The organism is Nocardioides szechwanensis (assembly GCF_900103935.1).
Lineage (GTDB): Bacteria > Actinomycetota > Actinomycetes > Propionibacteriales > Nocardioidaceae > Nocardioides > Nocardioides szechwanensis.
In genome coordinates, this window is sequence record NZ_FNIC01000002.1 from 526931 (window position 1) to 539209 (window position 12279).

Annotated in this window: 13 protein-coding genes; 4 read left to right on the top strand and 9 right to left on the bottom strand. The window is 71.3% G+C overall.

Annotation, left to right across the window (positions count from 1 at the left end):
* The first annotated feature begins 154 nt into the window (after positions 1-154).
* Both phoH2 and BLR90_RS07745 read left to right on the top strand, forming a co-directional pair.
* On the top strand, positions 155-1489 hold the full coding sequence (phoH2, locus tag BLR90_RS07740) for an RNA 5'-3' helicase PhoH2 (protein WP_091024170.1): 1335 nt from the start codon (positions 155-157) through the stop codon (positions 1487-1489).
* Positions 1490-1710: 221 nt separating this feature from the next.
* Positions 1711-2385 (top strand): aggregation-promoting factor C-terminal-like domain-containing protein, encoded by a 675-nt coding sequence (locus BLR90_RS07745; RefSeq protein WP_091024171.1) that lies wholly within the window; start codon positions 1711-1713, stop codon positions 2383-2385.
* A 76-nt stretch (positions 2386-2461) separates the two neighbouring features.
* On the opposite strand, the gene BLR90_RS07750 is transcribed toward BLR90_RS07745, so the two are convergent.
* The 6 genes from BLR90_RS07750 to BLR90_RS07775 are packed head-to-tail and all read right to left on the bottom strand — an operon-like array spanning position 2462 to position 7241.
* The gene (locus BLR90_RS07750) at positions 2462-3169 is read right to left on the bottom strand and encodes a class I SAM-dependent methyltransferase (RefSeq protein ID WP_091024173.1); all 708 of its coding nucleotides are present in this window, start codon (positions 3167-3169) and stop codon (positions 2462-2464) included.
* Positions 3166-4020 carry an SDR family oxidoreductase gene (locus tag BLR90_RS07755; RefSeq protein ID WP_091024175.1) on the bottom strand — a complete coding sequence of 285 codons (855 nt, stop codon included), beginning with the start codon at positions 4018-4020 and terminating at the stop codon, positions 3166-3168. The genes BLR90_RS07750 and BLR90_RS07755 overlap by 4 nt, the downstream gene beginning before the upstream one ends.
* Positions 4017-5402 (bottom strand): class II fumarate hydratase, encoded by a 1386-nt coding sequence (locus tag BLR90_RS07760; RefSeq protein WP_091024177.1) that lies wholly within the window; start codon positions 5400-5402, stop codon positions 4017-4019. The genes BLR90_RS07755 and BLR90_RS07760 overlap by 4 nt, the downstream gene beginning before the upstream one ends.
* Positions 5403-5411: 9 nt before the next feature.
* The gene (locus tag BLR90_RS07765) at positions 5412-6194 is read right to left on the bottom strand and encodes an SGNH/GDSL hydrolase family protein (protein ID WP_091024179.1); all 783 of its coding nucleotides are present in this window, start codon (positions 6192-6194) and stop codon (positions 5412-5414) included.
* A gap of 3 nt (positions 6195-6197) precedes the next feature.
* Positions 6198-6872, bottom strand: coding sequence for a spermidine synthase (locus BLR90_RS07770; protein WP_091024181.1), 675 nt, complete (start codon positions 6870-6872; stop codon positions 6198-6200).
* Positions 6873-6926: 54 nt separating this feature from the next.
* On the bottom strand, positions 6927-7241 hold the full coding sequence (locus BLR90_RS07775; RefSeq protein ID WP_091024183.1) for a TFIIB-type zinc ribbon-containing protein: 315 nt from the start codon (positions 7239-7241) through the stop codon (positions 6927-6929).
* Between the two features lie 81 nt (positions 7242-7322).
* Here BLR90_RS07775 and BLR90_RS20955 point away from each other — a divergent pair, with 81 nt between their 5' ends.
* Positions 7323-7937, top strand: coding sequence for a hypothetical protein (locus tag BLR90_RS20955; protein WP_170254342.1), 615 nt, complete (start codon positions 7323-7325; stop codon positions 7935-7937).
* Between the two features lie 69 nt (positions 7938-8006).
* Here the strand turns inward: BLR90_RS20955 and BLR90_RS07785 are convergent, their stop codons facing one another.
* Entirely contained in the window at positions 8007-8369 is a 363-nt protein-coding gene (locus BLR90_RS07785; protein ID WP_091024185.1) for a winged helix-turn-helix transcriptional regulator, read from the bottom strand.
* Between the two features lie 104 nt (positions 8370-8473).
* On the opposite strand from BLR90_RS07785, the gene BLR90_RS07790 reads away from it, so the two are divergent.
* On the top strand, positions 8474-9331 hold the full coding sequence (locus BLR90_RS07790) for an SDR family oxidoreductase (protein ID WP_091024187.1): 858 nt from the start codon (positions 8474-8476) through the stop codon (positions 9329-9331).
* Positions 9332-9373: 42 nt separating this feature from the next.
* On the opposite strand, the gene BLR90_RS07795 is transcribed toward BLR90_RS07790, so the two are convergent.
* Positions 9374-11077 (bottom strand): fumarate hydratase, encoded by a 1704-nt coding sequence (locus BLR90_RS07795; RefSeq protein ID WP_091024189.1) that lies wholly within the window; start codon positions 11075-11077, stop codon positions 9374-9376.
* A 9-nt stretch (positions 11078-11086) separates the two neighbouring features.
* Positions 11087-12250 (bottom strand): hypothetical protein, encoded by a 1164-nt coding sequence (locus BLR90_RS07800; protein ID WP_091024192.1) that lies wholly within the window; start codon positions 12248-12250, stop codon positions 11087-11089.
* Positions 12251-12279: the final 29 nt, after the last annotated feature.

Below are 12279 nucleotides of genomic sequence, written 5' to 3' on the forward strand. Positions count from 1 at the left end.
CACGACCAGCTCGCTGGTACGACGAAGCAGGTCAACCCCTGCCCTTCGTCGCCGGTGACCGGATGCCGGCACTCCGGCGTTCGGGTCCCTCGGTCCAACTTCGCTGACTAGGGCCGGGCGACGAGTGCGCGCGCCGACCCGTGAGGGGTGACCCGTGCCGACCGAGGCCACACAGTCCCAGAGCTCAGCTGTTGCGACCCGCACCTACGTCATCGACACCAGCGTCCTGCTGGCCGACCCAGGGGCGTTGCGCAGGTTCGAGGAGCACGAGGTCGTCCTGCCCGTCGTGGTGATCACCGAGCTCGAGGGCAAGCGGCACCACCCCGAGCTCGGCTTCTTCGCGCGTTCGGCGCTGCGCATGCTCGACGAGCTGCGCGCGGTCAACGGCCGTCTCGACGAGCCGGTTCCGGTCGGCGACCTCGGCGGCACGGTCCGCGTCGAGCTCAACCACACCGACCCCAACGCGCTGCCGTCGGGCTTCCGGCTCGGTGACAACGACACCCGGATCCTCGCCGTCGCGCGCAACCTCGCCAACGAGGGCCACCAGGTGACCCTGGTCTCCAAGGACCTGCCCCTGCGGATCAAGGCCTCCGCCGTCGGCCTGGACGCGGAGGAGTACCGCGCCGAGGCGATCAGCGACTCCGACACCGGCTACACCGGGATGATGGAGCTCGACGTCGAGGCCGCCCAGCTCGACGAGCTCTACGACGACGGCGTGCTCGATCTCGACACCGCCCGCGGCTTCCCGTGCCACCAGGGCCTGGTGCTGCTCTCCGACCGGGGTACGGCGCTCGGCCGGGTCGGTCCGGACAAGCAGGTCCACCTGGTGCGTGGCGACCGGGAGGCGTTCGGCATCCACGGTCGCAGTGCGGAGCAGCGGATCGCGCTGGAGATGCTGCTCGACCCCGAGGTCGGCATCGTCTCCCTCGGCGGCCGGGCCGGCACCGGCAAGTCGGCGATGGCGCTGTGCGCCGGACTCGAGGCGGTCCTCGAGCGTGGCCAGCACAAGAAGGTCGTGGTGTTCCGGCCGCTGTTCGCGGTGGGCGGCCAGGAGCTCGGCTACCTGCCCGGCTCGGAGTCGGAGAAGATGTCGCCCTGGGGCCAGGCCGTGTTCGACACCCTGGGCGCGATGACCTCCAAGGAGGTCATCGACGAGATCCTCGATCGGGGCATGCTCGAGGTGCTGCCGCTGACCCACATCCGCGGGCGGTCGCTCCACGACGCCTTCGTGATCGTCGACGAGGCACAGTCGCTGGAGCGCAACGTGCTGTTGACCGTGCTCTCGCGCATCGGCGCCAACTCCAAGGTGGTGCTCACCCACGACGTCGCGCAGCGCGACAACCTGCGGGTGGGGCGGCACGACGGCGTGGTGGCGGTCATCGAGAAGCTGAAGGGGCACCCGCTCTTCGCCCACGTCACGCTGACCCGCTCCGAGCGCTCGCCGATCGCGGCACTGGTGACCGAGATGCTGGAGAACGTCACCATCTGACGCTTCCTGGGCCTGCTGTGCCCCATGGGTCGGTTGTGACTCATGGGGCACAGCAGGGTCCGGTGTGGCGCAGAACTCGCCGGTTTTGCCCACCAGTTCGGCCGTTCGGTTTGCACGCCCTCCGAGGCTCGGGCATGGTGGGCCGAGACCAATTCGTGACCTAACGCCACGTTGATCGGTTGTCGTACGAAACCCGTTGCCTACCCCTGGACTACTTCTCTGTGTCTAAGCACGTCAAGCACGTCCCCAAGCACCGCGGTCCGGTCACCCGGCCCGCTCTCGTCGAGGCTCCTCGCAAGGCGCTGCGCAACACCGTGATCCTGTCCTCGGTGGCCGTCGCGGCCACCGGCGCGACGGTGACGACCGGCCTCATCGGCCAGGCCCCGGCGGTGTCGGCCGCGTCCGGCGACACCCGCCCGGCGACCGCCGCCCAGGCGTCCGGCACCCTGAGCTCGCTGAGCCAGCGCGGTCTCGCCGACCGCGCCCCCGCGGTGTCGCGCTCCTCCGACCGCCGCCGCGCGGCCGACCCGGTCAAGGCCGCGTCGCTGCTGCAGACCGACGGCCCCGCGATGACCCGCACCGAGGACCTCTCCGACGACGACCCGCGCGAGATCGGCCGGGCCCTGCTCGCCGAGTTCGGCTTCTCCTCCGACCAGTTCGGCTGCCTCGACTCGCTGTGGACCCGCGAGTCCAACTGGACCTGGAACGCCGACAACCCGTCGTCCTCCGCCTACGGCATCCCGCAGGCCCTGCCCGGCTCCAAGATGTCGTCGGCCGGCGCCGACTGGGCCACCAACCCGGTCACCCAGATCCGCTGGGGCCTGGGCTACATCCAGGACCGCTACGGCAGCCCCTGCAGCGCCTGGGGACACTCCGAGTCCGTCGGCTGGTACTGACTCTTCCACGTTGACCCGCCCGAAACTTTCGGGCGGGTCAACGTGCATTTCAGTCAGTTTCGGGCGGGTCGACGCCTCAGCGGGCGACGAAGACGGTGACCTGACCGGCGTACTCGCGGGGGCCGTCGAACCACGGGAGCTCGCGCTCGTCGGGCTCGTCGGAGGAGGCGAGGTAGGCCACGGCGGCGGCGTGGTCGGGGAAGATCGCGCGCGGGACGAGGTCTTCACGGTGTACGTCGGTGAAGTGGGAGCGCAGCACGGCCTCGCCGTTCTGGCTGCTGAACTGGGTGACGGCCGGCGGCCGCCCGACCGCCCGGCGCAGCTCGCCGACGTGCTCGTCGCCGTTGGTGGCGGCGACGAACGTGCCGCCCGGGCGCAGCACCCGACGGATCTCCGTGAGTCCCCGGTGCAGGTCGGGCACGTGGTAGAGCATCCACATCGCGGCCACGAGGTCGAAGGAGTCGTCCTCGAACGGCAGCGCCTGTACGTCGGCGAGCCGCGCTGACACCCCGCGCGTCGCCGTCAGCTCGACGAACCGCTCGGACTGGTCGATCGCCACCAGGTCGACGCCGGGCAGGGTGTCGAGCAGCCGCGCGGCGAACGCACCGGTGCCGCAGCCGACCTCCAGCACCCGACCCGGTCGCAGGTCGCGGATCTCGTCGAGGGCGACGGTGGCGGGGTCACGCCCGTCGATCGTCGGGTGCCACACGGAAAGCCGGGTCTGGAGGTTGTCCTCCGTGGCGTACTGCTCGCGGACCCGGGCCGGCTCGTTGAGGGCGCTCATTCGGGGAGCCCCACGAGGCCGAGGCTCACGTCGCGCAACCGGATCCCGGTCGCGTCGTCCTGGGCGAGCTCGGACGGCTCCTTGAGGCGGTCGTCGTCGTAGTAGCCACCGGTGAGCCCCTCGACCTCCGGCCCGACGGCGAGGTAGGTGATCCGTCGGCCGCCCTCGCTGGGCGAGACCATCACGATCCGCTTGGCCAGCGCGAGCACGGGCCTGGCCCACCAGGGCGCTCCGCCCCAGATGCTGGTCGCGACGGTGCCGGGGTGGAGGCAGTTGACGGTCACGCCGGTGCCGTGGAGGCGACGGGCGAGCTCGCGGGTGTGGAGCACGTTGGCCAGCTTGGAGCGGCCGTAGGCGCGCATGATGCCGTAGCCGCTCTCGAAGCCGAGGTCGTCGAAGTCCATCGTGCCCTGGTAGTGACCGGTCGAGCTGGTCAGCACGATCCGCGCGGGCGCGCTGGCCAGGATCCGGTCGAGCAGCAGCTCGGTGAGCAGGAAGCCGCCGAGGTGGTTGACCGCGAACGTCGCCTCGATGCCGTCGTCGGTGACGGTGCGCTTCTCGAAGACGGTGCCGGCGTTGTTGACGAGTACGTCGATCCGCTCGCAGCGCTCGAGCAGCTCGGCAGCGAGCGCGCGGACCGAGGCCTGTGACGCGAAGTCGGCCAGCGCCGTCTCGACCACCGCGTCGGGGTGCTCGGCGGCGACGGAGGCGGCCGCGGCGCGGGTCTTGTCGGGGTTGCGGCCGACCATGACGACGCGGTGCCCGAGTGCCGCGAGCTGGCGCGCCGACTCGAGCCCGATGCCGTCGCTGGCACCGGTGATGACGACCGTCAGCGGTGTGGTGGCGCTCATGGGTGGGTCATGCTCTCGAGGTCGAGTGCCTCGTCGAGCTGTTGCTCGGTGAGGTCGCCGCGTTCGACGTAGCCCATCGCGAGCACGGTCTCGCGGATCGTCGATCCCTCGGCCAGCGCCTTCTTGGCGATCTTGGCGGCGTTCTCGTAGCCGACGTACTTGTTGAGCGGGGTGACCACCGACGGCGACGAGGCGGCGTAGCGGCGCATCCGCTCGGCGTCGGCGGTGATGCCGTCGACGCAGCGCTCGGCGAGCAGGGTCATCGACGTCGAGAGGATCCGGACCGACTCGAGCAGGTTGCGTGCGATCACCGGCATGGCGACGTTGAGCTCGAAGCTGCCGCTGGCGCCCGCGACCGTGACCGCGGTGTCGTTGCCGATCACCTGCGCGCAGACCATCAGCGTCGCCTCGGGCAGCACCGGGTTGACCTTGCCGGGCATGATGCTCGACCCGGGCTGCAGGTCGGGCAGGTGGATCTCCGCGAGGCCGGTGGTGGGGCCGGACGACATCCAGCGCAGGTCGTTGCAGATCTTGGTGAGGCCGACCGCGAGCGTGCGCAGGACGCCGCTGAGCTCGACCAGCGAGTCGCGGGTGCCCTGAGCCTCGAAGTGGTTGCGCGCCTCGGTGAACGCCTCGCCGGTCAGCACGTTGAGGGCGCCGATGGCGGCCTGCGCGAAACCCGGCGGGGTGTTGATGCCGGTGCCGACCGCCGTACCGCCGAGGGGCAGCTCGCGCACCCGGGGGAGCACCGACTCGAGCCGCTCGGCGGCGTAGCGCACGGTCGCGGCGTAGCCACCCATCTCCTGGCCGAGCATCACCGGCGTCGCGTCCATCAGGTGCGTGCGACCGGACTTCACGAGGCCGCCGAACTCCTCGGCCTTGGCCTCGAAGCTGGACCCGAGGACGTCGATCGCGGGCAGCAGGTCGCCGACGACGGCGCGGGTGACGGCCACGTGGATGGCGGTCGGGAAGGTGTCGTTGCTGGACTGGCTGGCGTTGACGTGGTCGTTGGGGTGCAGCTCGATGCCGGCGTTGGTGGCAAGTGAGGCGATCACCTCGTTGGTGTTCATGTTGGAGCTGGTGCCGGACCCGGTCTGGAAGACGTCGATCGGGAAGTGCGCGTCGTGGGTGCCCGCGGCGACCTCGGCGGCGGCGTCGGCGATCGCGGTCGCCTGCTCCTCGGGGAGGATCCCGAGGTCGCGGTTGGCCCGGGCGGCGGCACCCTTCACCAGGGCCAGCGCCTCGATCATCCGGCGCTCCAGGGGGGTGCCGCTGATCGGGAAGTTCTCGACCGCGCGTTGGGTCTGCGCCCGCCAGAGGGCGTCACGGGGGACGAGTACCTCGCCCATGGAGTCGTGCTCGGTGCGGAACTCGTCGGTCATAGGTCCACGCTAACCCGCGAGGTGTTGCCGGATCTTCGTGGCCACGGCGCGCATGCCGGCGGCGTTGGGGTGGTAGGCGAGCGGCCGGCCGGGGAGCGGCAGCGCCGCGCCGACGGTCCAGGGGGCCCCGGACCAGGCGTGGTGCTCGCGGCTCGCCTCGGCGACCGGCACGACCTCGCAGCCGGTCTCGGCCGCGGCCTCCGAGGTGATCTCCACGAGCCGGTCGGCCAGGTGCCGGGCCAGGTCGACGTGCTTCGCCTTCAGCGGCCAGGCGGGTTCGCCCGGGGGTGGCATCAGGGTGAGGTACTCCACGAACAGGATGCGCGCGTGCGGTGACCGCCGGCGCAGCGTCGTTCCGACCGCGCGCAGCGAGTCGGCGACCCGCACCAGGGCCTCCTCGCGCGCGTCGCGGTCGAGCGCGTCGCGCAGCCGAGCGCCGATGACCGGCAGCGCCCGGACGACGCCCGGGAGCGTGGCGACGAAGAGCCCGGGCACGTAGCCGATGTCGTTGCCGCCGATGGTGATCGTGACCAGGTCCTCGGTGCCGTCGAGAGCCTCCACCTGCGGGGGCGTGCCCAGCTGCGGATCGGTGAGCACGTTGGCCGTCGTGGCTCCCGAGTGGGAGACGTCGACGAGGTCGAGGGTCAGGTCGGCGGCCAGCAGGTGGGGGTAGTTGCTGGCCGACCGCATCGCAGCGCGGGGGCTGCCCGAGGCCCGGGGCGTGATGCCGGGCCCGGCCGCCATGGAGCTGCCGAGGGCGACGTAGCGCCGCCCGCCGTGTGGTCGGGTCATGTGTCAGTCCATCCGGGCCGCGAACAGCCAGTAGCGCTCGTCGTGGCCCTGGAGCTCGACGTCGAGCGGCGTCACCTCGACGTTGCCGAAGACGCTCTCGAGGGCGGCGGCCAGGTCGGGCGACTCGTCGGCCGACCACACCGCCAGAGCGCCGCCGGGACGCAGCACCTGCCGGGCCGCGGACAGCAGGGGTTTCTCGTAGAGCGCCGCGTTGCCTTGGTGGACGAGGTAGCCGGGGCCGTTGTCGACGTCCAGCAGGATCAGGTCGTACGACGCCGGGTGGGCCTCGGTCAGCGCGATCGCCACGTCGGCGACCACGATGCGTACCCGGGCGTCGGCGAGCAGGGCGGGGCCGTGGTGGATGGTGCCGTCGCGCATCCAGCCGACCAGTGCCTCCTCGATCTCGACGACCGCGCAGTGCTCGACCCGGTGGTCGGAGAGCACCTCGTGCATCGTGAAGCCCAGGCCGAGACCGCCGACCACGACGGCGGCCGGGTGTTCGACGAGCGCGAGGGCCGCGGAGGCCAGCGCGCGCTCGGTGCTGACCTCGAGGGTGTCCATGACGAAGACGCCGTTGGCGCGCAGCTCGACCGCGGTCGGCCCGTCGTGGGGACGCCGCTCGCGCAGCACGAGCTCACCGCGCTCGGACTCGGCGCGCGCGAGCTCGACGTACTCCATGGGCCCATCCTGCCAAGTGGGGCCGCGCCCTGGGTGCGGGGGCGCCCGAGAAGGTCAGTCGAAGATCTCGCTGAGCCAGCTCTCCTTGCGCTTCTTCTTGTACTGGCCCTGCTGCGGGTAGCCCTGGCGCGGCTCCTCGTAGCGCTCGTAGCCGCGCTCGCGCGACTGCTGCGGAGCGGCCGGCTGGGCCGGAGGTTGGGCCGGAGGTTGGGCCGGAGGTGGGGGAGCCTGCTGGGCGAGCGAGCGGTCGATGATCTTGTCCAGCTCCCCACGGTCGAGCCAGACGCCGCGACAGGTCGGGCAGTAGTCGATCTCGATGCCGCTGCGCTCGCTCATCGTCAGCGTGGTTCCGTCGGTGGGGCACTGCATGGGTCGCTCCTGAGGTGGGGGGCTTCTACCCGGCTAACGGACGAGGCAGGATCGGGGTTCCATCCACGCTCGGAGCATTGCATGCGTCTCACGACGACCCTGACCGCCGCCCTGCTGGTCGCGGCCGTGTCCGCCTGTGCGGTCGGCGGCTCCGAGCCCGAGGCGAGCCCGGAGGCGGAGGACACCTGCGCACTGCTCTCTAGCGACGAGGTCGTCGCCCTTGCCGGCGAGGACCTCGGCGATCCCGAGCCGGGCGACGCCGCCGGGCTGCCCACCTGCCGCTGGGGTTCGCCCGAGGGCATCGGGGTGCAGGTGATCGACGTGCCGGTGGCGGAGTGGGTCGCCAACCTCGACCCCGTGCTCGACGAGGCCGAGCGGAGCGATCTGGCCGACGACCCCGCGACCGCCGCCAAGCTCGAGGAGGCCCGCGACCTCATCGCCTCGGAGGAGGTCGACGACGTCGAGGGCTGCGAGCTCTTCGGGCTGTTCCTCGAGATCCAGGGCCTGGCGCCCGGCCAGACCCGCACCGTCAACGTCATCCCCTCCACGGAGTCGCCCGAGGCCGTCACCGCGCAGACCTGTGGCGACGGCCGCTTCAGCTCGGTACTCATCCAGGGCAGCGCCGTCACCGGCTCGGACGACGAGATCCAGCGGGTGGACGACGCGCTCGACGCAGTCCTCGCGGCCGCCGAATGACCTGGTTGGCGGGATAGTCCCCAACAGGAGAGCGAATAAGAGGACTCTTATGGTCTCTCCTGTGAGGGACTATCCCGACGGGACGATGTCATCGGCGTTGGCGGCCACCCACAGCAGGAGGGGTGACATCGCCTCCATCAGGTCGCGACCGCGGTCGGTCAGGCTGTAGTCGACGTGCGGCGGGATGACCGGGTGTGCCACGCGCTCCACGATCCCGTCTCGCTCGAGCGTCTTGAGGGTCGAGGCGAGCATCTTCTCGCTGATGCCGTCGACGGCTCGGCGCAGCTCGCTCCAGCGCAGGGTGCCGTCGGCGAGGGCCGCGAGCACCAGCACGCCCCACTTGCTGGTCACGTGGTCGAGCACGACGCGGGTCGGGCAGCCGTCCGTGAAGGCGTCGCCGTCACCACGGAGCGAGGAGAGACTAACTGTCATGTAGGTACCTTACCTAAAGGTGGGTACGGCGGATCGGGAAGTATCGGTCAGATGTAGGGGTTCGGGCTGGTGACACCCATCCGCACGACCGCGAAGGACCCCTCATGACCATCCTCGTCACCGCCGCCTCCGGCCACCTCGGCCGCCTCGTCCTCGACTCGCTGCTCGACCGCGGCGTCGCGCCCGCCACGCTCCGCGCGGCCGCCCGCCGGCCCGAGACGCTGTCGGAGTACGCCGAGCGCGGCGTCGACGTCGTCGCGCTGGACTACGCCGACGCCGACTCGGCCAGAGCAGCCCTCGCCGGTGTCGAGAAGGTGCTGCTGATCTCCGGCTCCGAGGTCGGCCAGCGCATCGCGCAGCACGGCAACGTCATCGAGGCCGCCGCGGCCGCCGGCGTGCAGCAGCTCGTCTACACGAGCGCCCCGCAGGCCACGACCAGCGAGCTGGTGCTGGCCCCCGAGCACAAGGCCACCGAGGAGCACATCGCTGCGTCCGGGCTGCCCGCCACGATCCTGCGCAACAACTGGTACACCGAGAACTACGCCCAGGACCTCGAGGTCGCCCGTGAGCACGGCGTTCTCGTGACCAGCGCAGGGGGCGGTCGCGTGCCCAGCGCGTCGCGCGCCGACTTCGCCGACGTCGCTGCCGTCGTACTCACGACGGAGGGGCACATCGGCCAGGTCTACGAGCTCGCCGGCGACGTCGCCTGGGACTTCCCGACCCTGGCCGCGACCCTGGCCGAGGTGCTCGGTCGCGAGGTGGTCCTGGAGCAGCTGACTCCCGAGGAGCGCGTCGCCCAGCTCACGCAGATCGGCCTTGACGCCGGTACGGCGGGCTTCGTCGCGGCGCTGGAGGGCAACATCCGCGACGGCGTCCTCGACCACACCGACGGCACGCTTTCGCGTCTCCTCGGCCGCCCCACCACCCCGCTCGTCGACACCCTCCGCACCCTCACCGCCTGAAATCACGTTGACCCGCCCGAAACTTTCGGGCGGGTCAACATGTCATTGAACGGAGCGGACCCGGATACCACTGATCGGGACGGTGACGGTCCCGGAGGGGTCGGTGAAGAAGTCGTTGCCCTGGTCGTCGACCACGATGAAGGCGGGGAAGTCCTCGACCTCGATCTTCCAGACCGCCTCCATCCCGAGCTCCTCGTACTCCAGCACCGAGACCGAGCGGATGCAGTCCTGGGCCAGCCGGGCGGCCGGGCCGCCGATCGAGCCGAGGTAGAAGCCACCGTGGGCGTGACAGGCCTCGGTGACCTGCTTGGACCGGTTGCCCTTGGCGAGCATCACCAGCGAGCCGCCCGCGGCCTGGAACTGCTCCACGTAGGAGTCCATGCGCCCGGCGGTGGTGGGGCCGAACGAGCCCGATGCCATGCCGTACGGCGTCTTGGCCGGTCCGGCGTAGTAGACGGGGTGGTCGCGGAGGTACGACGGCATCTCCTCGCCGGCGTCGAGGCGCTCCTTGATCTTGGCGTGCGCGATGTCGCGCGCCACGACCAGCGGGCCGGTCAGAGACAGGCGGGTCTTGACGGGATGCTTGCGCAGCTCGGCCAGGATGTCGGCCATCGGCTGGTTGAGGTCGATCGGTACGACGGCGCCCCCGGAGATGTCGTCGGCCACGCCGGCGTCGGGCATGTAGTGGGCGGGGTCGGTCTCGAGCTGCTCGAGGAAGACACCCTCGGCGGTGATCTTGCCCAGCGCCTGGCGGTCGGCCGAGCAGGAGACGGCGATCGCCACCGGGCACGAGGCGCCGTGGCGGGGCAGCCGCACCACCCGGACGTCGTGACAGAAGTACTTGCCGCCGAACTGCGCCCCGATCCCGAACGACTGCGTGAGCTTGAAGACCTCCTCCTCGAGCTCGAGGTCGCGGAAGCCGTGCGCGCTCATCGACCCCGCCGTCGGCAGGTTGTCGAGGTAGTGCGCCGAGGCGTACTTCGCGGTCTTCAGCGCGAACTCCGCCGACGTGCCGCCGATGACCACCGCCAGGTGGTACGGCGGACAGGCGGCCGTGCCGAGGGAGCGGATCTTCTCGTCGAGGAACTCCAGCATCCGCTTGGGGTTCAGGACGGCCTTGGTCTCCTGGAAGAGGAACGACTTGTTGGCCGAGCCGCCGCCCTTGGCCATGAACAGGAACTTGTACTCCGCCCGAGAGATCCCATCTGGCCCGGGCTTGTCGGGCGTCGAGTAGAGCTCGATCTGCGCGGGCAGGTTGGTGCCGGTGTTCTTCTCCTCCCAGGTGGTCAGCGGCGCGAGCTGGGAGTAGCGCAGGTTGAGCTGCGTGTACGCGTCGTAGACACCGCGGCTGATCGCCTCGCCGTCGTCGGCGCCGGTGAGGACGCCCTCGGACTTCTTGCCCATGACGATCGCGGTGCCGGTGTCCTGGCACATCGGCAGCACGCCGCCGGCGGAGATGTTGACGTTCTTGAGCAGGTCGAGCGCGACGAACCGGTCGTTGCCGGACGCCTCGGGGTCGTCGATGATCCGCCGCAGCTGGGCGAGGTGCGCGGGTCGCAGGTAGTGCGAGATGTCGTGCATCGCCTCGGCGGTCAGTCGCTGGATCGCCTCGGGGGCGACCCGCAGGAACGTCTGCCCGTCAGCCTCGAACGTGGAGACGCCCTCGGTCGTGACCAGCCGGTAGGGCGTCTCGTCGTGACCGATCGGGAGGAGGTCGGAGTAGTGGAACTCGGGCTCGGTGCTCACGAGCGCAGCCTATTCCGGCCACTCCGCGCGCCAGAGGCGACCCGTCTGGCCGTCGTCGGCGAGCAGCAGCACCGTGCCGTCCGCACCTGCCACCGTCAGCACCTGCCCGCCACCGGCGTCCGGAGCGACCGGCACGTCCACAGGCGCCCAGGCGGCTGGTCCGAGCTTCGCCCAGAGCCCGTACGACGACCCGTCGCTCACCGCGGCGATCGCGTCGTCGCCGTCGGTCGCCAGCCCGGAGGCCCCACGGAAGGCGTAGCCGTCGGGGTCCACGGCGCCGAACTCCTCGCCCAGCCGCCAGGTGCCGTCGGTCCGGCGCCAGGCACCGAACGCGTCACCCCGCAGGCCGAGCGCCAGCACCCCGTCGTCGGTGGCGGCGACCCGCTCGAGGTCACCGAAGCCCTCGTCGGCCGGGACCTCCTGCCGCTCCCAGGTCATGCCGTTGACGGAGGACCACGCCATCGGGACCACCTGGCCCCCGTCGTCCACCTGTCCGCTGCCGACCACCGTCCACCCGGTGCCGTCGTGGACGTGGTCGATGGCCAGGGTGTCGACCTCCTCGTCACGGACCAGGGCCGGGTCGTCGTCGACCAGCACGAAGTCGTGGTCGTTGGCGGCGACCCACACCGCGGCGCCCGCGGTCCGGTTGCCGGAGATCAGCCAGCCGGACGGGCCGCCCTCTACCCGCCCGACGCTGACGGCCGAAGGCCCGCCGTAGAGCGGGAACGGGGCGCTCACGTCGACGAACACGCCGTCGGCCCGCTGGCGCCAGGTGGAGACCCGGGGGTTGCCGTGCGCACCACCGGACTTGGCGCCGACCATCACGACCCGGTCGCCGTGGCAGGCCACCGACGCCAGCAGTGCCCGCTCGGCCCAGTACTCGCGCGCGGCGAACCGCACGGAGGTCCAGGTGACACCTCCGTCGTCGCTGCGCCACCCGGCCGGAAAGCCTTCGCCGTCCGCACCGAGCACCCCGCCCACCAGCCACCACGTGTCGGCGCAGGAGACCGCCTCGCGCACGGCGACCCGTCCGGCGGGCCCGGGCGGCTGCGGCAGGTCGACGTACGCCCAGGCAAGCTCGACCGTCTCGGGGCCTGGCGGCTCGTCATAGGCCGTGGTGCACGACGCCGCGGCCAGGGCGGCGCAGACTGCGAGGGCGGTGAGGGCTCTCACCCGGCCAGGCTAGTGGGGGACAGGCTTTA